Below are 25,084 nucleotides of genomic sequence, written 5' to 3'. Positions count from 1 at the left end.
CCGCTGTCCTAGCTGGGCCAGTCAAAAAAGCCCTTCCCGGCCTTGCGTCCCAATTCACCCCGGGCCACCTTGTCCTTGAGAATCTGCGGCGGAGCGAAACGGTCACCCAGCGTGGAATGCAGGTATTCGGCAATGCCGAGCCGGACATCCAGCCCCACGATGTCGGTGGTTTTCAGCGGCCCGGTGGGGTGCTTGTAGCCCAGGACCATGGCGGCGTCGATGTCCTCGGCAGAGGCCACCCCTTCCTCCACCATGCGCATCGCCTCCAGGGCGATGGCAACGCCCAGCCTTGAGGACGCAAAGCCTGGAGCGTCATTGACCACGACGGCGGTCTTGCCGAGTGCCTCCACCCACCCCTTGGCCGCGGCAGCGAGTTCGGGAGACGTGCGTGTTCCAAGCACCACCTCGATCAGGGTGGAGGCAGGAACGGGGTTGAAGAAATGCAGTCCGAGGAAGTTCCTCGGCCTGTCCAGCTCACTGGCCAGGCCGCTCACGGACAGTGACGAGGTGTTGGATGCCAAGTACGCGTCCCCCGAAAGCTGCTCTTCGATTCCACGCAGCGCGGTGACCTTCAGGTCCCAGTCCTCCGGCACGGCCTCGACCACCAGCTGCCGGTCCTTGAAGGCGCCATAATCAACGCCCAGGGCAAGCCGGGACACCAGTTCATCCAGGTTGGCGTCGACGGCACCGCGCTCAATGCTCTTGGCTGCGGCGGATTCAACCCGTTGCCGGGCAGCCTCGGCTGACTGCTCGTCGCGCTCGATCACCAGTACGTCAGCGCCCTTAACCAGGAAGGCGTGCGCGATGCCTGCACCCATGCGTCCGCCGCCGAGGACACCCACGCGGGAAGGGAGGCCGGAGGCAGGTTGCGGTGTATTCATCAGTTCTTCTCTCCGGTCTCGTTGCCGGCCTTCGCACCGGTGTTCTTTTCAGCGTTCTTGGCGGCGTTTTTGTCGAGGAACCTCTGCATCCGATCAAACTTGGCCTCGGATTCGAAGAGGATGCCCTGGGCCAGCTGGTCGATCAGCGGGTGCGCTTCGGCCGGGGCATGGAATACGGACTTGGTGATGCGCACGGCCAGCGGGTCCTGGCGGCCAATCCGATCCGCCAGGTGATGCGCCGCGTCCAGGAGCTCCCCAGGCTCGTGGACTTCGGTGATGAGGTTCACGGCCAGCGCTTCCTCTGCGCCAAGGACCCGGCCGGCCAGCAGAACCTGCTTCGCCACCGGCTCCCCTACCAGCTCTCTGAGCCGCCAGCTGGCCCCGGCCGCGGCGAGGATCCCGAGCCCGGTTTCCGGGTTGCCGATGCGGACGTTGGGTGTGCCGATGCGGAAGTCGGCCGCGTAGGCGAGCTCGGCCCCGCCACCCAGGCAGTAGCCGTCAAGGGCAGCGATCACCGGCATGGGCAGCTTGGCGATCCGGACGAAGATGCTGGAGTTGATCCCCTGCAGGGCATCGTCCCGGCGCCGCTCGCGCAATTGCCCGATGTCCGCCCCGGAGGCAAACACGCCCTCCACACCCGCGATGACCAGCACCTTCGGGTTCTGCTCGAGGGCGGTGCAGACCACGTGGAGTTCATCCACCATCTGCTGGTCGATGGCGTTCCGGACCTCAGGACGGTTGAGGAGCACCACCACGCGGTCACTGCGCTCTTCCACCAGCAGCGCATGGAACTTCTCCGCTGCCAGGTCCACGGGGCCCGGCATCAGACTTTCTCCAGCAGCATCGCTGTGCCCTGGCCAACACCAATACACATGGTGGCCAGCCCCACCCGGGCGTCCTCCCGCTCCATCCTTCCCAGCAGGGTGATGGCGATCCGGGCCCCGCTGGAACCCAGCGGGTGCCCCAAAGCGATGGCGCCGCCGTCGTTATTCACAATCTCTGGTTCCAAGCCCAGCCGGCGGATGCAGGCGAGGGACTGCGTGGCGAACGCTTCATTAAGTTCGACGGCGCCAAGGTCACCTACGCTGAGGCCGCTCCGCTTGAGGACTTTCTGCGTGGCAGGCACCGGCCCGATGCCCATGATTTCGGGCTCGCAGCCGGCCGAGGCGCCGTCGATGATCCGCGCGCGGGGTGTTAGGCCCAGCCTTTCAATGGCAGCTTCCGAGGCGACGATGATGGCCGAAGCGCCGTCGTTCAGTGACGACGAGTTGCCGGCCGTGACTACCGTTCCGCCGTTCGCGACCGGCCGCAGCCCGGCGAGGACGTCCAAGGTGGTGTCCGCCCGGGGGCCTTCATCCGTGTCGACAACGTGCTCGGACTTCCTGGTCTTGACGGTGACCCCGACGATTTCGTCCTTGAACCGGCCGGCAGCCGTGGCGTCCAGGGCCCGCTGGTGCGAGCGGACCGCGAAGGCGTCGGCGTCCTCGCGGGAGATGCCGTCCACGCGGGCCACTTCTTCGGCTGTTTCAGGCATGGAGTAGGTCATTTTGCCATCGCGGGACAGCTCGCCCTTGTGGAACTGGGGGTTGGTGAAGCGCCAGCCGATGGAGGTGTCGAAGATCTGGCCGGGCTTGGCGAAGGCGGCGGTGGGCTTTTCCTGCACCCAGGGTGCCCGGCTCATGGATTCCACGCCGCCAGCAATAACGATGTCCGCGGCGCCGGCCTTGATCATGTGGCTCGCCTGGATGATCGCGCTGAGGCCGGAAGAGCAGAGCCGGTTAACGGTGATGCCGGGGATGTGGAGGGGCAGCCCGGCCAGTAAAGTGGCCATCCGCGCGACGTTCCGGTTTTCCTCCCCGGCCCCGTTGGCGTTGCCCAGGATGACCTCGTCGATGCTGTCCGGATCCAGCCCGGCCCGGTTGACGGCCTCCCGGATTACCAGGGCCGCCAGGTCGTCAGGGCGGATGGACGAAAGTGCGCCGCCGTACTTGCCCACGGGCGTTCGGACCCCGCCAACGAGGAAAGCCTGCGGACCTGCGGTTGCAGCCATGGAAACACCCTTCACACGATAAACAGCACTGTCATCGGCGGCCGGCAGCACTCCCACTTACCGACCGTTCGTTCTGTAAATAGTACACGGGCGGTTGTCCTATGGGTACCGGGGCCTAGAGGACCGTAACGCCCAGATGCGCGGCCAACAGGGGCGCGAGGAGGCCCAGCTGGTACTCATCCACCACCACGCCCGCCATGCTGCCGAGCCCGCTGATGCTGCGGAACTCCGTGCCGCGGATATCGAAGTCCTTGAGTTTCGCCCCGCCGAGGTCGAGGGAACCGACGGTGCAGTTCTTAAACGCCACCCGGGTACCGGCGGCGGAGCCAAGGTCCAGTTCATTGATGATGCAGTCGGTGATGAGCACGTCGGTGAGCCTGGCGCCGCGCAGGTTGAGGAAGTCCAGCTTGCCACCGTCAAGGCGGACCGACTGCCAGCCGCTTTCATAAAGCTCAGCCGAACCCAGCCGCGGATTCCGCAACTCAACGTCCCGCCACGTAGTCCGGGAAGCCTTGAACACCGGCGCGTACAGCTCCCCCAGGATGCAGTCGCGGAACGAGGAGCCGCGGAGCTGGGTGTCGTTGAAGGAGACCCCTTGGAACTCGCACTCCGCGAAGTCTGTGCCGCTCAGCTCGAGACCATCGGCCTCCGGACGGCTGTACCGGCCGCCGTCGTACCGTTCACCGCGGCGGAAATCCGCCGCCGGCTGGTCCGTCAGGTTCTCCAGCCGGACCGGCGTGAGCCGGGGCGCAGAGACGTTGCCGGCAACGGCTTTAGGAGGACGCCCGGCCACTACGGACGCGACTCTGCCTTGGCAGCGATTTCCGTCAGGTCCTTTGTTAGGGCCTTGCCGGTGGCCGCCATGCCCATCCTGCCGAACAGCAGCATCATGAGGCGGCTCGCGAACGTCGGCTTGATGACCTCGGCGCCAAAGGTGAGCGTGAGGTCAGTGCCGCCGTCGCGAGGGGCCAGTCCGAAGCGCGTGGTGTAGTCCGCGCCGCCCTGGACAGCCTTGACGGTGGTGCTGCTGTGCTGGTCCGCTTCGACCACCCACATCTCCACGGTCTCGGATTTGCCCAGCATCTTCCGGGTCTCCTTCCAGCGCGTCCCCTCCCCGTAGGGGCCGTCGGTGAGGAGCTGCACGGAGTCCACTCCGGACAACGTTGCCGCCGAGCCGGGGATGTCCGTGATGACGGACCAGACCCTTTCCGGGGACGCGTTGATGTGCTGGGTGACGCTGATGCTGTGGTCCATGTTTTGAGCCTAGCTGCGGGCGCGGACAATCAACAGGCGCCCCTTCATGGTGGAAATACCGGACTTGAATTAGTAAGCAAGCTTCGTGTTAGTGTGAAAAAGCACTGTTTGATCAACGGAAACGAAAGGAGGCCACCACCATGGGCCTCGGAGACAAGATCAGTAACGCAGCAGAAGATTTCGGCGGCAAGGCCAAGGAAGCCACCGGCAACGCCACCGACAATGACCGCCTCAAGGCCGAAGGCCAGACCGACCAGGTCAAGGCCGACGCCAAGAAGGTCGGCGAAAGCGTCAAGGACGAGTTCAAGCGCGACTAGCCTCTTCCTGCGGCAGTCCGGCTGAACCAGGCGGGCTGTGACAGAGCGAAACGGCGGCGGATCCCAAGGGATCCGCCGCCGTTCTGTTTGCCCGCCCAACCATTGGAGCGAGTCACCAGCCGCTGCGGGTGGGGGTATGCCCCTGCCGGGAGTCTTCGGGCATGGTCATCTCGGCCCGCAGCCCCAGGAGCCGGATGGGGCGATCCGGTTCAATCTTGGCCACAAGCTCAAGGGTCCGGTCGAGCACTTCCGCGGGATCCGAGGTCTCGGGGATCTTTCGGGCATACGTCTTGGTGAAAAACGGGGCGTAGCGGACTTTGAGCGTCAGTCCGACCACCGGCCGCCCCTCGGCCGCGACATCCTCCAGGACGCGCGCCGCCAACTCTTTGACGGCGTCGTCAATCTGCGCGGATTCCGTCAGATCGCGCTGGAAGGTGGTTTCCCGGCTGTGCCCGCGGGCTACCCAGGGCGTGTCATCGACGATCCGCGCGCCGTCGCCCCGCCCTAGCTGGGCATACCAGGGACCCATCTTGGGGCCGAACTCAGGAACCAGGTCATCAGGATTGGACGTTGCCAGCTCGGCAACGGTCCCGATCCCGAGCTTGGCAAGACGGCGCGACACCTTCGTTCCCACGCCCCACAGCTCGATCGTCGGCCGGTTGCCCATCACTTCGAGCCAGTTGTCTTCCGTGAGCCGGAAGACGCCGGCGGGCTTGCCGAACGACGTCGCCACCTTGGCGCGGACCAGCGTATCCCCCACGCCGACGCTGCAGTGCAGCCGGGTCTGCTTCAGGACCGCGTGCTGCAGCTGCCGGGCGTAGGCCTCCGGATCCTCCGTCTGCACACCAACAAACGCTTCATCCCACCCGAGCACCTGCACCGTAGCGCCCGGCTGCGAGTGCAGCACCGCCATGACTTCCTCGGACGCCGCGAGGTAGGCGTCCTGGTCGACGGGCAGGATGACGGCGTCGGGCACTTTTCGTGCGGCGATGCGCAGCGGCATTCCCGAGCCGACGCCGTACGCCCTGGCTTCGTAGGACGCCGTGGAAACCACCGCGCGCTCGCTCGGATCACCGCGGCCGCCGATGATCATCGCCTTGCCCGCGAGTTCGGGGCGGCGCAGCACCTCGACAGCCGCAATGAACTGGTCCAGGTCCACGTGCAGCACCCATGGTTCCCTCACACGCCTTAGTGTGCCTCGGCCGGCCGCTCCGCACCACCTCCCAAGCCGGGAAACGCCGACGGCGGGAGTCCCCTTCGAGGGGATCCCGCCGTCGTCGTACTTCTCTCGTGTTAGCTGTAGAGCGCGTTCTTGGGCTCGTTGTTCTTGACCTTCTGCCAGCCCAGCCACAGGACCACGGCGAAGAACGGGATGGTGGCCAGGGTCCAGAGGCCCAGGTAGAACACCTCACCGGACTTGCTGGTCATGGTGTCGAAGCCGATCAGTACCGCGATGGCGAGCAGGGCGATCAGGCCGGCCCAGCTGGTCCACGGCGAACCGGGCATCGGCAGGCTGGACGTGACGCCCTTCTTGTGGCGCAGCGCGATCTGGCTGGCGAAGATGGCGCCCCAGGTGAAGATCACACCTATGGAGGCGGTGTTGAGCGCCAGGTCGAACGCGTGCGAGCCGCCCAGCCAGATGTTCAGCATGATGCCTACAAGGTAGAACGCAGCGATGGCGAGGATGGCCGCGTACGGGACGTGGCGGCGGGACATCCGGGTGAGCCACTGCGGGGCGTGGCCGTTGTTGGCCATGGTGCGGAACACGCGGCCGATCGAGTACAGGCCCGAGTTGCACGAGGACAGGGCGGCCGTGATCACGATCATGTTCATCACGTCGCCCACCCAGGCGAGGCCCATCTGGCCGAACACAGTGACGAACGGGGACGTGCCCGCCACGTACTGGTCCGAGGGCAGGAGCATGGCCAGCAGGGTCACGGAACCAACGTAGAACACCACGATGCGGAGCACGACGGCGCGGATTGCCTTGGGCACTTCGCGTTGCGGGTTCTGCATCTCGCCGGCGGTGATGCCCACCAGTTCGATGCCGTTGTAGGCGAAGATCACGGCGTTGAGGACCAGGACCATGACCAGTGCGCCCTTGGGGAACATTCCGCCTTCGGCTGCAAAGAGGTTAGCCACCGAGGCGTTGCCGTCGCCCACCTGGGCGTTGGTGACCACCATAAAGGTGCCCACCACCAGGAAGATCAGGATGGCGCCCACCTTGAGGCAGGAGGCCCAGAACTCGAACTCACCGAACGCCTTGACGCTCAGCAGGTTGACGGCCACCAGGAGTGCCAGTGCGGCGATGGCCGAGGCTTCCACGGGGACGTTGGGGAAGAAGAACTGGAAGTAGAGCCCGATGGCGATCAGTTCGGCGATGCCGGTCATGCCCCAGTTGATGAAATACATCCAGCCGGACAGGAACGCGCCCTTTTTGCCGAACATCTCACCGGCGTAGCTCACGAACGAGCCGGAGGTCTGGCGGTACATGATGAGCTCGCCCAGTGCCCGCATCAGCAGGTAGGCGATGACGCCGGCAATGGCGTAGGAAAAAATCAGGGCCGGGCCGGTGGAGGCGAGGCGGCCGCCGGCACCCATGAACAGGCCGACGCCGATGGCGCCGCCCATGGCGATCATGGTGACGTGGCGCCTGCCCAGGGTCTTGCTGTAACCCTCGGCGCTGAGGGTGGGGTCGACGGCGGTGGATGGTGCCGTGTTGTTCTGCAGATCTGTGGGGGTACTTTGAGGCACAACGATTCCTTGTGGGTTGGGGGTTGGCCGCATCCGGAACACTGATGATTCCGCTCACAAATTCGGGGTTTTGCCCTATTGGGCAACCGATTGTGACCGGTATCTCTCGTGGCGCCGAAGCTTCGAGCGGCTCGTCTATCTTACAAGACGCGAAGGGGTGCTACGTGACGCGGGCTACACCGGGGTCTGCAGTACCGGACTCCCGCGGGCGCGGGCGACGTTCCGGGCGCGGGCGGCGGTCGGCGGGCGGCGGGCGGCGTCTCACCCCGTGTCGACGGTTCCCTGCGCGTTCGACGGCGGCCCGCGTCGAGTCGGCGGGGAACCGTCGAAACGGGCCCGGGCAGCCGGGGTCACCAGCAGCCGTGGGCACGTATTAGCCGGACGCGTCAGGCCGGGGCGAGCACGCCCTTGTCCATGGAGTAGCGGAGCCATTGCCCGGTGACGGTATTTCCGCCCAAGTTCCCGCCACCGTTTCCGCCGTTTTCCGCAGCCCGGCGGCAACGGGCAAACCATTCGCGGAGGGCCCGGTCGTGGCTGACCATCACCAGGGTCCCGGTGAAGGCCGCGAGCGCCGCCTCAAGCTGCTCCACCAGTACGGGCGCCAGGTGGTTGGTGGGCTCGTCCACAATCAGTGTGCTGTAGCCACCCAGGAGCAGGCGGGCGAGCGCAAGCCTGCGCTGCTGCCCCGCGGACAGGCTGCCAACGGGCACGTGGAACTCACTGGTGCGGAACAGTCCCAGCCGCAGCAGGGCTGCAGCATGCTCGTCAATGTTCCCGCCGAGCCCTTCCGCAAACGCCGGCAGCAGCCGCAGCCAAGGCCTTTGTGGCAGCTCCAGTTCCTGCTGCAGGTAGCCCACCCGTTCTGGCCGGGTGACCCGTCCCTCGGTGGGTAGCAGCGTCCCCGCCAGCACGGACAGCAGCGTGGACTTGCCGGCGCCGTTCGGCCCGGTGATCAGCACCTTCTGGCCGACGCCGGCCTGGAAGTCAGTGGGTTCGAGCCGGCCCATAACACTCACGCCGTGGACCGCCAGCGGCACAGCCGGATCTCCGCCGGCATCGGCAGGCGCATCTGCTGAAGGCAAGGACTCGGGCGCGGCAAGCCGCAAAGGCACCGGCGGCTGTTCCACCGGGCTGGCTTCGAGCCGCCGCAGCCGTTCCTGGGCGTTCCGGACCTGGCTGCTGGCGGCTTTCTGCCAGGTGCCGGCCTTGAAGTCGAAGCCCATCTTGTCGCCGTCGCGCTTGCGGCCGTACCCCATGGTTCCGGCGACCGTCTCCGCCTGCCGCTTTTCGGCCTCCATGGCGTTCAGCCAGCCGTGGTACTGCTGAACCCAGCGCTGGCGTTCGGCTGCCTTCTCGCGAAGGTAGCCGTCGTACCCGTTGCCGTAGCGGTTAACCGCTCGGCGCTCGGCATCCACCTCGATAATGGTGGCCGCCACCTTGCGGAGCAGCATGCGGTCGTGGGAGACCACCACTAGAGTGCCGCGGTGGGCCGCCAGCCGGTCTTCCAGCCACGCTGTTCCGCGGGCATCCAGGTGGTTGGTGGGTTCGTCGAGGAGGAGGATGTCCGCCGGATCCGCCAGGACGCAGGCCAGCGCCACGCGCTCCTGCTCCCCGCCGGAAAGCGAAGCCAGGGCACGACTCCGGTCCAGGCCGCCCAGGCCCAACCGGTCCAGCGCAGCCTCCACCCGCGATTCGGCGGCGTAGCCTTCGCGCAGCTGATACTCCGTTTGAAGCCTGCCGTAGGCTTCCAAATCGCTGTCCTCCGCGTCTGCCAGGCCGGTCTCGAGCCGGTCCAGCTCCGCCTCGAGGGCACGGAGCGACGCGAGTGATGCGTCAATCGCCCCGCCAACGGTGAAGGACTCGGGCAGGCCATGGGTCTGGGCGAGATAGCCAACACGGCCGCCAGTGGTGGCAGACCCTTCATGAGGCAGTTCAAAGCCGGCAAGGACGCGCAGCAACGTGGATTTGCCGGCGCCGTTTTCACCGACCACCGCCACGTGTTCGCCGGCAGGGATGCTCAGGTTGATGCCGTCGAACAGCAGGCGGTCGCCGTATCCGTGGGAGACGTCCGAAAGGTTGATGTGTTCAGTCAAGGGAAGTCCTCGCATAAGTTCCGCAGTGTGGCAACCGGAGCTGAACCGGTTATGTTCGGTGCTCGACGGCGGCCCTGGACGTTGGGGACCAGCCCGACTCTGCCGGGCTGGTGGGCTAGGACTTCATCGCTCCAGCCTGCCCGCCGGAGGTCATGCCGTCAAGCAGCGGCGACGGCAACGGCCTTCCGGCGGCGGGCCTTCGCCAGCCGGGTGCCGATCAGTCCCTGCCGCGGGCTGAACAGATAGACGACGGCGAACACCACCCCCTGCGTGAGGACCACCATGGCGCCGGAGGCCGTGTCGAGGTAGTAGCTGAAGTAGATACCGGCGAGCGAACAGACGGCGGAGATCACGGGAGCGATAACCAGCATGCGCGCGAAGCGGTCGGTCAGCAGGTACGCCGTGGCTCCGGGGATGATCAGCATGGCCACCACCAGCACCACACCCACGGTCTGCAGGGCCACCACGGAGGTCAGCGCAAGCAGGCCCAGGAGCAGGGCGCCGAGGCGTTGGGGCGAGAGCCCGATGGCGTGCGCATGGGTGGGATCGAAGGCGTAGAGGGTGAGGTCCCGCCGTTTGAGGATGAGGATGGCAAATGCCACCACCCCCAGCACCAGGACCTGGACCAGGTCCGGAACGCTGACGCCGAGCAGGTTGCCGAAAATGATGTGGTTGAGGTCTGTCTGGCTGGGTGTCACCGAGATCAGCACCAGGCCCAGGGCAAACAGCGAGGAAAACACGATGCCGATCGCGGCGTCCTCCTTCACGCGGCTGGTGTTGCGGACCACCCCGATCAGCGTCACGGCGATGAGCGCGAACACCAGCGCGCCCAGCGCGAACGGGGCCCCCACAATGTAGGCCAGCACCACTCCGGGCAGCACGGCGTGGGACACCGCATCGCCCATCAGGGACCAGCCGATCAGCACCAGCCAGCAGCTCAGTACGGCACAGACCACCGCGGCCAGGGCGGTGGTCACCAGTGCGCGGACCATAAAGTCATAGCCCAGCGGTTCGAGGAGTATCTCCATCATTGGTTCACCCGCTTGCCGTCCAACAAGCCGCTGCCGGAATCGGGGCGGCCGCGGCTGGCCGAAGTATTGCCTTCCGGCAGGTCCCGCTCCAGCACATCCAGGCCGAACGCCATCGCCAGGTTTCCGGGCTGCAGCACCACGTCCGGCGGTCCGTGCATCAGTACTTTATGCATCAACAGGACCGCCTCATCGCACAACTGCGGCAGGGCGTGAAGATCGTGCGTGGATACCAGGATGGTGCAGCCGTCCGAGGCGAGTTCCCGCAGGAGCCGGGTGATGGTGGCCTCGGACCGCTTGTCCACACCGGCGAAGGGTTCGTCCAGGAGCATGGTGGTGGCACCCTGGGCGATGCCGCGGGCTACAAAGGCACGCTTCTTCTGGCCGCCGGAAAGCTGCCCGATCTGGCGTCCGGCGTACGGTCCCAGTTCCACCCGGTCCAGTGCTTCGTCGACGGCGGCGCGGTCCGCTTTGGACGCACGGCGGGTAAACCCCTGGTGGCCGTAGCGGCCCATCATCACCACATCCCGCACGGAGAGCGGAAATTGCCAGTCGACGTCCTCGCTTTGCGGGACGTAGCCGATGCCGCCCTGCTTGCGCGCCCTCGATGGCGACTGCCCGTTGATCTGTACGGTGCCGGCGTCGGGCTTGATCATCCCCATGATCACCTTGAACAGTGTGGACTTACCGGAGCCGTTCATGCCCACCAGGCCGCAGATCCGGGCGGGATCAAGGGTGAGGGTGGCCGCATCCAGTGCCCGCACTTCGCCGTAATGGACGGTGACGTTGTCCACGAGGATTGCCGGGGTGGTCATGATCCTGCCCCGGCCGTTGCCCCGGCGAGCGCCTTGGTGATGACCTCAGCGTCGTGCCGGATGAGGTCCAGGTAGGTGGGTACAGGCCCGTCCGCTTCAGAAAGCGAGTCCACGTAAAGGGTGCCGCCAAACTTTGCCCCGGTAGCACCCACCACCTGCTGCATGGGGGCGTCGGAAACCGTGGATTCGCAGAAGACGGCCGGGACCTTGTTGGCTCTGACGTACTCAATGGCCCGGGTGATCTGTTGTGGGGTTGCCTGCTGCTCGGCGTTGACGGCCCAGATGTAGACCTCTGTCAGTCCGGCATCGCGGGCCAGGTAGGAGAACGCGCCTTCGCAGGTGACCAGGGCGCGCTGGGTTTCGGGAACTGCGGCCAAGCTGGACTTCATCTGGTCCTGCACAGCCTGGAGTTCGGCCTTGTAGGCGTCCCCGTTGACCCTGAAGGCCGCGGCATTGCCCGGGTCCAGTTCGCTGAACGCCTTCACCATGTTGTCCACATAGATCTGCACATTGACGGGCGACATCCACGCGTGCGGGTTGGGCTTGCCCTGGTAGGAGTCCTCGCTGATGGACATCACCTGCACCCCGTCACTCACCACCGCGTGCGGCACGTCCAGGCCTTCGACGAACTGCCCGAACCAGGCTTCCAGGTTGAGCCCGTTGTCCAGGATGAGGTCCGCCTTGGAGGCCTTCCGGATGTCGCCGGGGGTGGGTTCGTAGCCATGGATTTCGGCGCCGGCCTTGGTGATGGACTCAACCGTGAGCTTATCCCCTGCAACATTCCGTGCGACGTCGGCCAGCACCGTGAAGGTGGTCAGCACCACGGGCTTGCTGTCGCTTCCGTTTCCGGCGGCGTCCCCTCCGCAGGCGGTCAGCAGCAGGGAAAGTACGACGGCGGCTGCCGCGGCGGCACGGAAGCGCACCTGGCGGAGTGAGCTTCTTCGGGCGGCTACTTTGGCGCACCGAAATGAAAGTTTAGGCATACCGAATATTCTAGGGGACGCACAATTCTCCCGGCAACGCCACAGACTCCCATTTTCTCCCCCGTTGCCCTATCAGATTTGGTTCCTAAAACGGTGGTTTAGGAACCACATCTGATAGGGCAACGGTGGGGGTGGGGCTGTCGGGGGAAGCTAGGCTGAAAGTATGGCCACCGCACACCGAATACCACCCGCACCGCAGCCGCAGCTCTACAAGTTTTCCCCCTTGGATGGCATCGCTGTCATCCTGTATGTGGCTCTTGCCGGGTTTTTTACTGTGGCCGGGGAACTGCTTGCACCCTTCCTGCGGCAGGTTGCCCCCACCCCTGCGGCTGCCTCCTACGCGGTCAACCTGCTCTTTTATGCGTCCGTGGGCATACTGGCCATCACTGCTGCCCGCCGAGTGATCTGGCGCGACCTCAAGGTGCTTGCCACCCGTCCGTGGTTCACACTGCTGATGGTCCCGGCCGCCGTCATCGCAATGATGATTCTTTCCGCCGTTGCAGTGGCGGCCAGCGGCAACGTGCAAACATCCGAGAACCAGGCGGGACTCCAAGCGCTTATGCAGCAGGTTCCCGCGTGGTTGATGGTCCCGCTGCTGGTGGTGGTGGGCCCGTTCGTGGAGGAGTTCATCTTCCGCCACCTGCTCATCGGGAAGCTGAGCCGGCGGGTGAATATCTGGGTGTGCTGCGTGCTGTCGGTGGTCCTGTTCGCCGCCCTGCACATCGTGGGACAGGAAGAGCTGACGCTCACCGTCCTGATGCCCTACCTGGCCATGGGCGCGACGCTGGTGTTTGTGTATGTCTGGACGGGCAGGAACCTGATGTTCTCCTACTTTGTCCATGCGGCAAAGAACCTGCTGGCAGTGGTGTTCATCTACGCCATCCCACCCGAGTTCTACGAACAACTCCAGCAGGTCCAGGCCTGACCGCACCTACCGCAGGAGCACCTGCCGCCGTACCTTGGTGGGATGGGACTGAACATCCAAATAGTCATTGACTGCAGGGATCCGCACTACCTCGCCGAGTGGTGGGCCGAGTCGCTTGAGTGGGCGGTGGAACCTCAGGATGAGGGCTTCATCCGCTCCATGATCGACCAGGGTTTCGCCACCGAGGACCAGACAACTATGCACCACGGCAAGCTGGTGTGGCGCGAAGGCTGTGCGATCCGGCCGCCCGAGGAACTCGAAGCAAAGGCACCGGAGCGGCGGCTCCTTTTCCAGACCGCACCGGAGGGAAAAACGGTCAAGAACAGGGTGCACTGGGACATCAACCTGGCGGGCCGCGATAAGGACGAAGTTCGCCGGGAACTTGAGGCCCGCGGTGCCACCTTCCTCTGGACAGCCAACCAGGGACCGCATTTCTGGCACACGATGGCAGACCCCGAGGGCAACGAGTTCTGCATCAGCTGACCCCGATTACTAGACTTGGACGGTGAGCAACCAAATCCCCGCCTCGGTGTCCGACGTCTTCGATCCCACCCGCTGGCGTGTTGTGTCCGGCTTCGACGACTTCCAGGACATGACCTACCACCGGCAGGTGGAGCGCGATGCCGACGGCGGCTGGCTGCGTGACCTGCCCACGGTGCGGATCGCTTTCAACCGCCCCGAGGTCCGCAATGCCTTCCGGCCGGGCACCGTGGATGAGCTGTACCGGGCCATGGACCACGCACGGATGTCCCCGGACGTTGCCACCGTCCTGCTCACGGGTAACGGCCCCTCCCCCAAGGACGGCGGCCACTCCTTCTGTTCCGGTGGAGACCAGCGTATCCGGGGCCGCGACGGCTATCGGTACGTAGTACAGGATGCAGCCAACGGTGAAACCCAGGAAAGCATTGACCCCGCGCGGGCCGGCCGGCTTCATATCCTGGAGGTCCAGCGGCTCATGCGCACCATGCCCAAGGTGGTCATCGCCGTCGTCAACGGCTGGGCGGCCGGCGGCGGGCACTCCCTGCATGTAGTCTCCGACCTCACCATCGCCTCCCGCCAGTACGGCAGGTTCAAGCAGACAGACGCCACCGTCGGCAGTTTCGACGCCGGCTACGGCTCGGCCCTGCTGGCCCGGCAGATCGGGCAGAAGGCCGCGCGGGAAATCTTCTTCCTGGCCCGCGAATATTCCGCGGAGGACATGGTTCGGATGGGCGCCGTCAACGAGGCTGTGGATCACGAACGCCTCGAAGAGGTCGCCCTGGAGTACGCCGCCGATATCGCACGGCAGTCCCCCCAGGCCATCCGGATGCTCAAGTTTGCCTTCAACCTTGCCGACGACGGCCTGGCGGGACAGCAGGTGTTCGCAGGGGAAGCCACCCGGCTGGCCTACATGACGGACGAAGCCGTTGAGGGCAAGGAAGCGTTCCTGGAAAAACGCGACCCCGACTGGTCCAGCTTCCCGCACTATTTCTAAGGCAGGACGGGCAATGAACACTGAATTCCAGAACAGCGAACCGCTCGGAACAGGGTCAACTACCAGCGGCGTCCTCAATATCGACCCTGCACTGCAGGCGCTGGCCGCCGCCCTGCACGGGGACGGCCCCGCCGTCGAACTTTCGGTGGATGAAGACGGCGCCCTGGTGGTGGGCCATCTCGGAACGCCCGGCTGCGATGACGCAGTTGCCGTGGTTCGCACCTCCGGGTCCACGGGTACGCCCAAGGCCACGGTCCTGACGGTGGAATCCCTGGCCGCGTCCTCGATGGCGACTGCCCTGGCGTTGAAAGGCGAGGGCCAGTGGCTCCTGGCCCTGCCCGTCCAGTACGTGGCAGGCATCCAGATCCTGGTGCGTTCGCTGTTTGCGGGCACCCGCCCCTGGGTGATGGACATGTCAGGCGGCTTTACGCCCGAAGCCTTCACCGCTGCAGCGCAGGAACTGACGGACAAAATCCGGTTCACCTCGCTGGTTCCCACGCAGCTTCGGCGCCTCCTGGATGCGCCGGCCCCGGAGACCCTGGCCGTGCTCCGCCGCTTCAATGCAGTCCTGCTGGGCGGCGCGCCCGCACCCGCTTCACTGCTGGCGGCCGCCAGGGATGCCGGTGTCCGGGTGGTCACCACCTATGGTTCCGCCGAGTCCTGCGGCGGCTGCGTCTATGACGGCTTTCCGCTGGAAGGGGTGTCCGTCCGTATTGAGGAGGATGGCCGCATCCTGCTGGGCGGCGACACCATCGCCGCCGGCTACCTGGAAGCGCCGGACGAGGCCGACAGCACCTTTTTCGAGGAGGACGGCGTGCGCTGGTTCCGCACCAGCGACCTCGGCAGCATCGACGACGACGGCCGGCTCACGGTCCTGGGCCGCGCTGACGACGTGATCATCACCGGCGGAATCAAGGTATCCGCAGCGCATGTACAGGAGGAGCTGGAAAAGTCCGACGACGTCGCCGCCGCCTTTGTGGCCGGCGTCCCGTCCGCCGAATGGGGCCAGGCCGTGGCAGCTTACGTGGCACTGGCCGGTCCGCCGGGAGGCACCTTGGAACGCGGAGGCCCTGCCGCAAGCGGGGAACACGGCGTCGTCCTTGAACAGGAATGGCACCGGACGCTCGGCATCCTTGCCCCCAAAACCGTGCTCGCGGCGTCTTCCCTGCTGATGCTGCCCAACGGCAAACCCGACCGCCTGGCCATGGCCGCCGAACTCAACGCCCTGCACCAGGGAAAGTAAAGTAGACCTGCACCACCCGGCAGGGCCCCATCCTGCCGCCTTCCCCAAAGTAACGCGAGGTACTGACCGTGGCTACAGCCGCACAATGGATCCAGGGCGCCCGACTCCGAACACTGCCGGCCGCGATTGCGCCGGTAGTGATCGGCTCCGCCGCCGCTTATGAAATGGATTCGTTCCTGCTCTTCAACGCCATCCTCGCGGCGCTGGTGGCCCTCCTGCTCCAGGTGGGCGTGAACTATGCCAACGATTACTCGGACGGCATCCGCGGCACCGATGACGACCGTGTGGGTCCGCTCCGCCTGGTGGGTTCGGGAGCCGCCAGCCCAGAGCACGTGAAGCGGGCGGCGTTCGGTGCGTTTGCTGCCGCAATGGTCTTCGGGCTGATCCTGGTGGTGATCACCCAGAGCTGGTGGCTGATCCTGGTGGGCCTCGGCTGCGTCATGGCGGCCTGGGGCTACACCGGCGGCAAAAACCCCTACGGCTACATGGGCCTGGGCGACGTGTTTGTGTTTGTGTTCTTCGGGCTGGTGGCGACGCTGGGCACCACCTACACGCAGGCCGGGCAAATCAACCTGCCCGCCATTATTGGCGCTATCGGGACGGGGCTGATCGCCACCGCGCTGCTGATGGCCAACAACGTCCGCGACATACCCACCGACATGCAGGCCGGCAAAAAAACGCTCGCTGTGCGGCTGGGTGACAAGCACGCCCGCGAGAGCTACGTGCTGATGCTCGCCGTGGCAATCATGCTGGTGGTGATCCTGGCCCCCGGGCGGCCGTGGATGCTGATCGTCCTGCTGCTGATTCCGGCCTCCCTGATGCCGGCCTGGCTAATGATCAACGGCCGCAAGCGCAAGAGCCTGATCCCCGTCCTGAAGCAGACCGGCCTGATCAACCTCGGCTACAGCCTGCTGTTCTCACTGGGCCTGGTGCTGAGCCACGGCTTCTAGGGGCGCTTAGGGTCCTTGGCATCGTTGCTGATGGTGATGTCCGGGTTGGCGTCCAGGAGGGTGTCCTCCGCGTGGGCGTCCTGGACTTCGTTGGCTGAACGGATCGGCTTGGACTTGCCCGAGAAACGCTGGTGGATGGCCGCGGCCGCCTCATCCCGCTGCTTCTGGAAGAACAGGTAACTCACGGCGAAAGCGATCAGTGCTGCGCAGATGACGGACATCAGCACGCCCAGCTGCAGGAGCATAAAAACCACAAACAGGGGCGCGAACAGAGCCAGGCGGATCAGGGAATATTTCAAAAAGGCCACTATTCCAGTTTAGCCGCCTCCCGCCCGAGGCCCCTGCGCCTCCTGACGATAGACTTAATGGCATGCTCCTCCGTGTGGCTTTGGCCGTCGCAGTCCTCGTCATCTTTGTGTATGGCCTCGTTGATGTGATCCGCACTGATGGGCGCCTCACCCGGGGGATTTCCAAGCCGGCCTGGATCGTGGTCATGATTGTCCTTCCAGTGGTGGGCGCCATCCTTTGGCTCCTGATCGGCCGCCCCCGCGGCGCGTCCCCCCAACAGCAAAGCCAGCGCCATCCCATCGCCCCTGATGATGATCCGGACTTCCTCCGCAACCTTGAAACCCGCCGGCGCCACGAGGCCGAGGCGGAGCAACTCAAGAAGCTGAAGGACGAACTGGACGCCAAGGCGAAGGACGACGACGCCAAGGGCGGCGGCAAGGACCAAGACCAGGCCGACAAGCACGAATCGGACGAGCACGATACCGACGGACTGAAGTAGGGCGTATGGCTCAGGAACCTGACGGGGAAGACCGGTTGCGGACCACCCCCCAAGGTGCCGCGGCCCGACCTTCATCGTCAGGCCCGCCACCGCCGCCGCCAAGGCCAGGGCTGTCCTATTCCGCTCCGGCGCCCATCGCCGTCATTCCGGCAGCTCCCCGCAGCGTCCGGAATGCGCGGACCTTTTGGCTCCTCAGCTTTGTGGCCGGTTCCGCCGTCCTGGTGGGATCCTTCCTCACCCGGGATTCGCATCTTGAGCGGCTGCGCACGGTGGTGGCCCAAATGGCCCCGGACGGCGACACCGAAGCGGTCACTATTGCCACGGGCGTCGTCTTCTGGGGCAGCTTGGGTGCTGTCCTCCTGGTGATCCTGCTCGAGGCCGCGATGCTCGGCGTCGTGATGGGCCGGCAGGGCTGGGCACGCTGGGCCCTGTTGCCGCTCCTGGCCGGGCATATCATCGTCCTGGCGGTAGCAGCTGCCTTTCTTGTGCCCGAAGGCGACGCCGGCAGTTACGTGGCGCTGCTGTGGGGCCTCCAGCTCCTGATGGCGCTCATTGGGCTGGTGCTGTTCTTTATGCCTTCAGCCAACGCCTGGTTGAAATCGGGCCGGGACTAATTCATTGGCAGCCAGCCAGCCCCTTACGCTGGCTGGCGGGCCGGCTGCACGGCACACTGGGCAACAATGCCCTCGCAGCTGCGGATAACCACCCGGCAGGCATCAAGGGCAGAGCGGTCGGTGATGGGGTTTTCCGCCACTGCCCGCCACCGCTCCAGGCAGCGGCGGGCCTCGGCCGCCAGCAGTTCCGGACCAGCATCAGCTTCCAGGCCCAGACGAACGTGGGACGCGGCGCCCCATCCCCCAACGAGGCCCTCGGCTTCACTGGCCAGTTCAGGATCCAGGGACACGCCGGTGGTCCGAAGGGTTGCCAGCAGCCGCAGTTCACGGAACTCGTGGGCGTTGACCTGCAGCCGTTCCAGGGCGGCGGCCAGATGCCCTGTCCCCTCCCGCGGTGATGTGCGAAGAAGTGTTTCCACCCCCACCAAAGCGGTCCTGGCCTTCAGCGCCTCGGCACGGGCCTGGAACTGCCGCCCCAGCATGTCGATCAGGGGATCCAGCCCGCTGCGCCGGGCAAGTTCATGCGCCAGGGGCGTGGGCTCGGCAAATCCATTGCGGATGAGAACCACTGCGAGGCGGATGCCGAACAAACCAAACCTTTCGAGCAACGAGGCGCGGGCCGCCGTCGTCAGGTCTTCCGGGCCGGCAACCTGCAGGAACCGGTCCGCCGAGAGCAGCAGCTTCTCCCGCTCTGCCCGTTCCATCGCGGCCAGCAGCTGCAGCGCCTCGAAGTCGGACTGGCGCAGGCTTCGGGCACTTTGCGCCAGCAGCCCGGCCACCGGGACCACCCCCAACGCCAGCTTTCGCAGGCTGTGGTCCCGGCGGTATCTTTCGGCTATCTCCCCCGCGGAGAGGAGCGAATCGATCCGTCCTGCCCCCACTTCATCTGCACGGGAGAGGACTGCCAGGGCATTGACCGTGCCGGACCTCCCGGCCTCGGTGTCCTTGAACGATTCGAGGAACCGCAGATCGGAAGCGTGCATATGGCGCATCAGGTAGATGATGGCATCGGCCTCCGAAGGGGTGTCCTCCGGAGTCAGGAAACTTGTGGACCGGGCGGACACGTCTCCCGAGAGCGAGGCAATGCCTGGGGTATCGATCAGCGTCATGTCCCGCAGGCCCGGGGAGGGCCACTCCACGTCCAGCCGGTCTACCTCGTCGGCTTGCACGCTGCCCAGCACGAACACCAGGCGCCCGTCCACACGTTTGACCGGAAGGCTGCGCGGCTCGCCCTCCACGGGGTAAAGCGTGATCCGGGGGGTGGGGCCGTAGCGGTACCAGGTGACGATGCGCGTGCACTCCCCCGTGTCCGTGGGCGCTATCTCTTCACCGAGGATGGCGTTCAACAGGGTGGATTTTCCGGCTTTTACCATCCCGGCAACGGCGATCCGCAGTGGTTCGGCAAGCCGTTTGGCATAACCCTGCAGCGCTGCCACTGCTGCAGGATCCTCGCGGTAGACCTCCAGCGCCTCCTGGACCAGGTCCGCCGCCCCGGTGATGGTTGAGGCTGTCATCCCACCGCCGCCGACGGCGCCGACACCATGCGGGCTGCGCCGGACGTTGATCCGGAATTGTCCGGGCCGGCAGTGTTTGGGACGGCGGCCGGCTCGGCAGCCACTGCTCCCGCCGCCTGGGACAGGGCATCCACATTTTTGAGTTCGGCCTTGATCTCGCGGATGCGGACGTCCTTTCTCAAGGCGTACGTGGTGGCGGCTTTTTGCGCTGCGGCCACCGAATCCTGCAGGGAGCGGTGATGCTCGTCCGCGATCTCCGTGAAGTGGTCGCGGGTGGAGCGCTGAACAAGCCGCAGCCGGTCCTTTAGCTGCTTGCCTACCTGGAAGGTAACATCGTCCAACTGCCGCCGGACAAGTGCCTTCGCTTCGTTTTGCCGGCGCTTGAGCCGAGCCTCCTTGTCTTCCCGGTAGGCCTTGCGTCCCAGCAACAGTCCGGCGCCCACGGAGAGGGGGTTGATCAGGGCCATGCCGAAGATGCCGGTCAGGAGGCCAAACATCAGCACCCCGCCGTAGGACCCGCGCATGCCGATCAGCACTTTCTGCGCGGAGTTGATGCGCCCGTCGTCGAGGGTTGGCATATCATCCACGGGGTCAAGGGCATCTCCCGTGTCCGAGACGTGCAGGACGGGCAGTGTCACTTCCTCGGCGGCAAAGTGCTCGGCAACCTGGGCTGCCAGCCACAGCGCGCGCTCGTTGGTCCACACGAACGTGTCCGAGATGGCAGCAGCCGCGCATTCCTCAAGCCATTTGGAGAACTCGGGCCAGGCCGGCCCGGGATCGCCCTGGTCAATGGCGGCTTCGGCTTCGCGCTGTATCCGCCGCAGCCGGTCCCGGAGGTCATATTCCATGTCCGCGATGAGATCGCTGATGCCGTCGTTGAGCGTGATCTGCCACCGCGCGGAGCGTTTGCGGAGGTCGTCAGCTTCGGCCCGCGCCGCCTCGAGGCCGGCGATCATCTGCGGGGTCCGTTCCGGGTTCTCGAGTGCTTCAAGTTCGGATTGCAGCGACAAGCGGAGGTTCTCGCACACAGAGAGCAGGTCCTGGCTGACTGACCGCCGTTGGAGGCGCTCGGCCTTGCCCACGATTTCGCTGCGGATGTAGGCCATCAGTCCGGGGAAGCCGGACTCCGCGTTCAGTTCGCCGTCCTGCAGCCGTGCCGCTTCCAGCCGGAGGTCGGAGGAGACGGAAAACAGCGGGATGTCCTGTGCCACGTGGGCGAGGTGCCCCCGGTCGATCTCTTCGACGCGCCGCCAGTCCGGATACAGGTCGGTCTTGGACAGGACACCCACCACGCTGGGGGTGATCCGCATGGCCTGGCGAAGGAAACGCAGCTCTGGTTCCGTGTACTCCTGGGAGGCGTCGGAAACCAGCAGCATGGCGTCGGCAGTGGGGAGTGCAGTCAGGGTGGTGAGAGTGTGGGATGAGTTCAGCCCGCCCACGCCCGGGGAGTCAATGACAGTAAGACCACCCATGAGCAATTTCCGCGGGAGGTAAACCTCGCCCGCCGCAAGTTTCTTGCTGTTTCCGGGGTTGCCCCGCTCGGAGACATAGTTTGCGAGCTCAGTTATCGGGACGGGTTGGCGCTCGACGCCGGCCTCGTCGCCGGCGTCAGCGTCGGCTTTGGAAACCAGGATGGCGGCGGAGGCGGGGTCTCCATAGCGGACCACGGTGGGGACAGAGGTGGCGATGTCATCATCGACAGGACATACCGGAGCGTTCACCAGCGCGTTGATGAGCTTGCTTTTGCCTTGCTTGAATTCGCCGACGACAATGACGCGGATGCTAGGGTCCTTGAGCCTTCCCATAGCCTGTTCCAGGCGTTTGCGGAGATCGGCACGGTCCCCCGTGCCCACCAACCCGAGGCCTTGTTGCACCAGTCGTACGAGTTGGGCGGCCGTCATGGGTGCTGACGGCGATGCCAGTCCTGCTTCTGCCACAGCGTGTCCTCTGCTCAGGTCTCGATTCGGAAACGAGGGATAACCCGAGGAGAGCCCGGAAGGAGGTTAGGCCTCCTGCCGGGCCCCTACTGCACCTCGGGACCGGTGCTTAGCGATTCATTAGTCCTCGATTGTGGCTTCCTCACCGGCTACAGCGGTGTTGACCTCCGCAGCGTTGTCGGCCACGATGAGCGATTCCTCGATGCTGGTGAACTCAGCATCGACCTCAGTAACACTCACGGATTCTTCGTTGTTGCCAAAGTTCTCCAGCTCAGTGTTCTGGTTGGCGACATTTTCAAGCTCGATCTTGGTCGACTCAAACTCGTTTCCGACGTTTTCAAGCTCGGTGTTCTCGTTGCCGACGTTTTCAAGCTCGGTGGTCTCGTTGCCGACGTTATCAAGCTTGATTGTCTCGTTGCCCACGTTGTCCAGGTTAGTGTTTCCGATGTTCTCGAACTCGGTCTGGGAGTTGTCCGAATCGTCGTTGTAGGAATCGTTCGTGGAGTTGTCCGATTTGTCGTTGAAGGACTCATCGACGTCCACTTCAACCTCGTGGTTGAACGAGTCGTCGGCATCAATGTCGGTGTTGCCAATGTTGACGTCCTCGCCGGCGTTGATGGAGTTGTCCTTCGAGTTATCCGAGGAGTTGTCCGTGTTGTAGGAATCCTTGATGTTGTTGGAATCCTCAACGTCCGCATCGTCGCCGGCGGCAATTGCGCGGTCACCGGAGGCCACTACGGCGTCGTTGTCGAACAGCTGGTCAACATCACCCTCAGCCCAGATGTTCTGGTTGACGGACTGGTCTGTGATGGTGTCCCGGTCGTCCACGGTGGAGGTGTAGGAGTAGTTGTTGACTACGTGGTGGAGCTGCTGGACGGCGTGGGCGTGATCGTCGCCGCCGTGGTTTCCACCGCCGTGTCCGCCGTGTCCGCCGCCATGGTGGCCGCCGCCGTGGTTTCCACCGCCGGTGCTGCCGCCACCGCCATTGTCATCAGTGCGGGCGCTGTTGCCACCGGTGTTGTACTCCCGGTCAAACCGGGAGGCGTTGACGGTTACAGGCGCGAAGTCCAGGACAACCGGCAAAGCTGCATCAACATCAGCGGAGCAGACACCGCCCAGGCCGTGGTCCTCAAGGGCCTTTTCCGGATCATTCAGGAAGTCTTGTGCGGCCTGGCGGTCCCCGAAGAGGTTCATCAGGAACTGGACGAGGTCATTGGCGAGTGTCATTTGATGGTCCTCAATCTTCTCTAAGTGGCGGATCGCCCGGCGTCATTACTGGGCTTGAATCAAACGTACGGTTCCCCTTGCGGACCGGGCATCGGGCCCTTTCCCCGTACTGGGGGTTCCCGCGGTGGGAAGCGGCAGGCCCCGCTGTTAGGGGTATTAGGGGATCACTCCTCTGGAGGGTTTTCGGGACCGAGTGCCAGGCGAAGCCTCGCGAGCAAGTCCGAACGGTTTTCCGCGCCGAGGCGCCGGCGCATCCGGGCAATGTGGTGTTCGGCAGTCCGGGGAGAAATATAAATGGCCTCGCCAATTTCCCGGTACGTCTTGCCCTCCAGCACCAGCCTGGCCACTTCCTTTTCCCGTTCACTCAGTCCTGAGTCATCCGACTGCACGCTATTGGCTGCATCGGCCGCCGGGGCGCTCCGGGACTCCGGCACCCCTGGGGCTCCGTTCCCGGCCGAGTGTCCTTGCGGATGCAGGTCCCTGGCGCAGGACAGCAGGCGCACCATGTCCTTGCGATCACCAGCACGGGCAGCAGCGTGTCCGGCCAGCCGGGCACCTTCCCAGGGCATTCCCACCCTGCCGAGCCCCCGCGCTGCCGCTTCGGCGTCGGCGGGAAGGGCCCTTCCTGCAAGTACAGACACCCAAGCCTTGCCCGCGGCTGCAAGCACCGCGGCCAGGTGGCTGTGCTGGGCGGCCCGCGCCAGCGCAGTAGCATGCGGTGCAAGATCAGACGGACTCTCGGCGAGGAGTGCTGCCTGGACGGCCGCCCAGTGGAAGGGCACTGCCCAAAGCGGCGGATTATCGAGGCGCCCCAAAAGTTGTTTGGCCTCGTCGAGGTAATGCGCCACACGGCGGGTTTCCCGCAGCCGTGCAGCCGTGATCATCAGTTCGCCCCACGGCAGCAAGCTGTAAAGGTCCACGGAAGTGTGCAGCATCGCTTCACGCGCCCGTTCCCAGGCCATCACCAGTTCGGCTATCTCGCCGTTCCGCCGGGCGAGGCCGACTTCCAGCGCTGCCCGCAGGAACTCATCCCTGGGTACCAAAGGCCAATGGTTGGCCTTCGACGCCTCATTGATCGCAAGCCTGGCGTCCTCGAATTTGTCCTGCTGCATGGCCGACCATGCCTGAAGCAGGAAGAGCCGCGGCTTTGCGGCGTTACCGCCCTGCCCCGCGGCAGCGGCAGACCGGCACACCGTTTCTGCCATGTGCGGCTCCCCACTGTGCAGGGCCATCAGTGCGGCAAGGGCGGCGGGAGTATCCGGAAGAGGAATGGCGGCACCGGTTGCGTTGAGCATGTCCGACGCATGAATCAGCAACGGGAGCGCCTCCTCCGGATCCTGCGCGAGCGACTCCAGAATCCCCTTTCCGGTCTGCGCCAGCGCAACGGCAAGCAGCGTGGGAGAAGCCGGGGGAACATCCGCCGGGAACAACGATTCGGCCCCGGACCGGTTGCCGCAGCCAATGGCGGCGACGGCGGCCAGCGGCGCCGAGGGCCCCAGTCTCGAGGCCCCCAACCAACTGTAGGCGTCGGCACTGCGCGCCAGCATTCCCCGCTGGGCCCAAACCGCTGACGCTACGTCCACCCCGCGGCGAACGTCAGGCGGATCCGGACAGACCAGGAGGGTGTCAATTATTCGGGTGGCAGTGTCAAGGTCCCCGTCTGCTGCGGCGGCCTGGGCACGCCGTGCGGCGGTTGCCATTTCGTCCGCTCCCGCCAGCAACGCTTCGTCGTAAAGCTGGGCGGCCAGCGCGGGATCATGCTCCAGTGCTCTGTCGCCCGCGTGCTCCAGCTCAGAAGCCACACGGGGATCTGCCAGGCCACCCCGGGCCAGCTCACGGGCAAAGTCCCCCAGCGGCTGACGGTCCGCAACGTACAGCGTTACAAGTTCGCGCTGGAGTGAGTGCACCCTGGCTGTGGGGGCTCCGTTCAGCAGTGCATGCTGTGCCGGTCCAACAACACTTCCGTCCGGCGAGAGCAGACCGGCCGACTCTGCCCGTTCCACCAGGGCATCAACGCCCTCCACCTCGCCGCCGTCCATCCTCCGCTGCAAGTCTGCGGGCAACGGTCCGGGCAGCACGAAACCCACCGACAGTGCCAGCAGCAGTTCACGCACCGCGGCGTTCTCACCCTTGAGCTGCCGGGCCATCTGCTCGGCAACCTTGGGACTTTGGCCTTGGGGGTTCAGCTCCGGGTGCACGAAACCATGCACTTGCTCGCGCGTTTCATGGCCAGTCATC

24 protein-coding genes are annotated in these 25,084 nt (G+C 65.3%); 8 read left to right on the top strand and 16 right to left on the bottom strand.

The genetic code is table 11. The features are described from left to right. Positions 1-8: 8 nt before the first annotated feature. The 5 genes from AC50X7_RS11260 to AC50X7_RS11240 form a co-directional block, all read right to left on the bottom strand. Positions 9-881: a 3-hydroxyacyl-CoA dehydrogenase family protein gene (locus AC50X7_RS11260; RefSeq protein ID WP_494979073.1), complete on the bottom strand. Its 873-nt coding sequence runs from the start codon at positions 879-881 to the stop codon at positions 9-11. Next, entirely contained in the window at positions 881-1,705 is an 825-nt protein-coding gene (locus AC50X7_RS11255) for an enoyl-CoA hydratase/isomerase family protein (RefSeq protein ID WP_494979072.1), read from the bottom strand. Before AC50X7_RS11255 ends, AC50X7_RS11260 begins: the two co-directional genes overlap by 1 nt. Further along, positions 1,705-2,931, bottom strand: coding sequence for a thiolase family protein (locus AC50X7_RS11250; protein WP_494979071.1), 1,227 nt, complete (start codon positions 2,929-2,931; stop codon positions 1,705-1,707). The genes AC50X7_RS11255 and AC50X7_RS11250 overlap by 1 nt, the downstream gene beginning before the upstream one ends. A gap of 115 nt (positions 2,932-3,046) precedes the next feature. Then, positions 3,047-3,724, bottom strand: a complete 678-nt coding sequence (locus AC50X7_RS11245; protein WP_494979070.1) for a pentapeptide repeat-containing protein — start codon at positions 3,722-3,724, stop codon at positions 3,047-3,049. Beyond that, positions 3,724-4,185 (bottom strand): SRPBCC family protein, encoded by a 462-nt coding sequence (locus tag AC50X7_RS11240; protein WP_494979069.1) that lies wholly within the window; start codon positions 4,183-4,185, stop codon positions 3,724-3,726. Before AC50X7_RS11240 ends, AC50X7_RS11245 begins: the two co-directional genes overlap by 1 nt. Before the next feature lie 140 nt (positions 4,186-4,325). Here AC50X7_RS11240 and AC50X7_RS11235 point away from each other — a divergent pair, with 140 nt between their 5' ends. Beyond that, on the top strand, positions 4,326-4,502 hold the full coding sequence (locus tag AC50X7_RS11235; protein WP_104044994.1) for a CsbD family protein: 177 nt from the start codon (positions 4,326-4,328) through the stop codon (positions 4,500-4,502). A gap of 112 nt (positions 4,503-4,614) precedes the next feature. On the opposite strand, the gene AC50X7_RS11230 is transcribed toward AC50X7_RS11235, so the two are convergent. The 6 genes from AC50X7_RS11230 to AC50X7_RS11205 form a co-directional block, all read right to left on the bottom strand. Beyond that, a complete protein-coding gene (locus AC50X7_RS11230; protein ID WP_494979068.1) occupies positions 4,615-5,685 on the bottom strand; it encodes a DNA polymerase IV in 1,071 nt (356 codons plus the stop codon). Positions 5,686-5,795: 110 nt separating this feature from the next. Then, positions 5,796-7,256, bottom strand: a complete 1,461-nt coding sequence (locus AC50X7_RS11225; RefSeq protein ID WP_494979067.1) for an amino acid permease — start codon at positions 7,254-7,256, stop codon at positions 5,796-5,798. Between the two features lie 386 nt (positions 7,257-7,642). Then, entirely contained in the window at positions 7,643-9,349 is a 1,707-nt protein-coding gene (locus AC50X7_RS11220) for an ABC-F family ATP-binding cassette domain-containing protein (RefSeq protein WP_494979066.1), read from the bottom strand. A 158-nt stretch (positions 9,350-9,507) separates the two neighbouring features. Further along, a complete protein-coding gene (locus AC50X7_RS11215; protein ID WP_494979133.1) occupies positions 9,508-10,377 on the bottom strand; it encodes a metal ABC transporter permease in 870 nt (289 codons plus the stop codon). Further along, positions 10,377-11,192, bottom strand: a complete 816-nt coding sequence (locus AC50X7_RS11210; protein ID WP_494979065.1) for a metal ABC transporter ATP-binding protein — start codon at positions 11,190-11,192, stop codon at positions 10,377-10,379. The genes AC50X7_RS11215 and AC50X7_RS11210 overlap by 1 nt, the downstream gene beginning before the upstream one ends. Beyond that, positions 11,189-12,175, bottom strand: a complete 987-nt coding sequence (locus AC50X7_RS11205) for a metal ABC transporter substrate-binding protein (RefSeq protein WP_494979064.1) — start codon at positions 12,173-12,175, stop codon at positions 11,189-11,191. The genes AC50X7_RS11210 and AC50X7_RS11205 overlap by 4 nt, the downstream gene beginning before the upstream one ends. Positions 12,176-12,338: 163 nt before the next feature. Between AC50X7_RS11205 and AC50X7_RS11200 the strand changes: the two genes are divergently transcribed. The 5 genes from AC50X7_RS11200 (at position 12,339) to AC50X7_RS11180 (ending at position 16,767) form a co-directional block, all read left to right on the top strand. After that, entirely contained in the window at positions 12,339-13,100 is a 762-nt protein-coding gene (locus AC50X7_RS11200; protein WP_494979063.1) for a CPBP family intramembrane glutamic endopeptidase, read from the top strand. A gap of 42 nt (positions 13,101-13,142) precedes the next feature. Then, positions 13,143-13,583 (top strand): VOC family protein, encoded by a 441-nt coding sequence (locus AC50X7_RS11195; RefSeq protein WP_494979062.1) that lies wholly within the window; start codon positions 13,143-13,145, stop codon positions 13,581-13,583. A gap of 22 nt (positions 13,584-13,605) precedes the next feature. Then, the gene (locus AC50X7_RS11190) at positions 13,606-14,574 is read left to right on the top strand and encodes a 1,4-dihydroxy-2-naphthoyl-CoA synthase (RefSeq protein WP_494979061.1); all 969 of its coding nucleotides are present in this window, start codon (positions 13,606-13,608) and stop codon (positions 14,572-14,574) included. A gap of 13 nt (positions 14,575-14,587) precedes the next feature. After that, a complete protein-coding gene (locus tag AC50X7_RS11185) occupies positions 14,588-15,817 on the top strand; it encodes an AMP-binding protein (protein ID WP_494979060.1) in 1,230 nt (409 codons plus the stop codon). A gap of 68 nt (positions 15,818-15,885) precedes the next feature. Then, positions 15,886-16,767 (top strand): 1,4-dihydroxy-2-naphthoate polyprenyltransferase, encoded by an 882-nt coding sequence (locus AC50X7_RS11180; RefSeq protein WP_307094021.1) that lies wholly within the window; start codon positions 15,886-15,888, stop codon positions 16,765-16,767. Here AC50X7_RS11180 and AC50X7_RS11175 read toward each other — a convergent pair. Then, positions 16,764-17,075: a DUF4229 domain-containing protein gene (locus tag AC50X7_RS11175; protein WP_494979059.1), complete on the bottom strand. Its 312-nt coding sequence runs from the start codon at positions 17,073-17,075 to the stop codon at positions 16,764-16,766. The genes AC50X7_RS11180 and AC50X7_RS11175 overlap by 4 nt on opposite strands. Before the next feature lie 62 nt (positions 17,076-17,137). Between AC50X7_RS11175 and AC50X7_RS11170 the strand changes: the two genes are divergently transcribed. Continuing rightward, positions 17,138-17,554 carry a PLD nuclease N-terminal domain-containing protein gene (locus AC50X7_RS11170; RefSeq protein WP_494979058.1) on the top strand — a complete coding sequence of 139 codons (417 nt, stop codon included), beginning with the start codon at positions 17,138-17,140 and terminating at the stop codon, positions 17,552-17,554. 5 nt (positions 17,555-17,559) lie between these two features. Then, complete coding sequence (locus AC50X7_RS11165) at positions 17,560-18,168, top strand: hypothetical protein (protein ID WP_494979057.1); 609 nt, start codon at positions 17,560-17,562, stop codon at positions 18,166-18,168. 23 nt (positions 18,169-18,191) lie between these two features. Here AC50X7_RS11165 and AC50X7_RS11160 read toward each other — a convergent pair whose 3' ends face one another. From AC50X7_RS11160 to AC50X7_RS11145, 4 genes are all read right to left on the bottom strand, one after another. Beyond that, on the bottom strand, positions 18,192-19,682 hold the full coding sequence (locus AC50X7_RS11160) for a dynamin family protein (protein WP_494979056.1): 1,491 nt from the start codon (positions 19,680-19,682) through the stop codon (positions 18,192-18,194). Further along, positions 19,679-21,583 (bottom strand): dynamin family protein, encoded by a 1,905-nt coding sequence (locus AC50X7_RS11155; protein ID WP_494979132.1) that lies wholly within the window; start codon positions 21,581-21,583, stop codon positions 19,679-19,681. Before AC50X7_RS11155 ends, AC50X7_RS11160 begins: the two co-directional genes overlap by 4 nt. Before the next feature lie 156 nt (positions 21,584-21,739). Next, the gene (locus tag AC50X7_RS11150; protein ID WP_494979055.1) at positions 21,740-22,846 is read right to left on the bottom strand and encodes an IniB N-terminal domain-containing protein; all 1,107 of its coding nucleotides are present in this window, start codon (positions 22,844-22,846) and stop codon (positions 21,740-21,742) included. A 164-nt stretch (positions 22,847-23,010) separates the two neighbouring features. Next, positions 23,011-25,083, bottom strand: coding sequence for a LuxR C-terminal-related transcriptional regulator (locus tag AC50X7_RS11145; protein ID WP_494979054.1), 2,073 nt, complete (start codon positions 25,081-25,083; stop codon positions 23,011-23,013). Position 25,084: the final 1 nt, after the last annotated feature.

The sequence above is a fragment of the Pseudarthrobacter sp. Hb11 genome (assembly GCF_059383655.1).
Note: the sequence above shows the minus strand (reverse complement) of the source record. Positions and strands in the feature narration are given on the sequence as shown.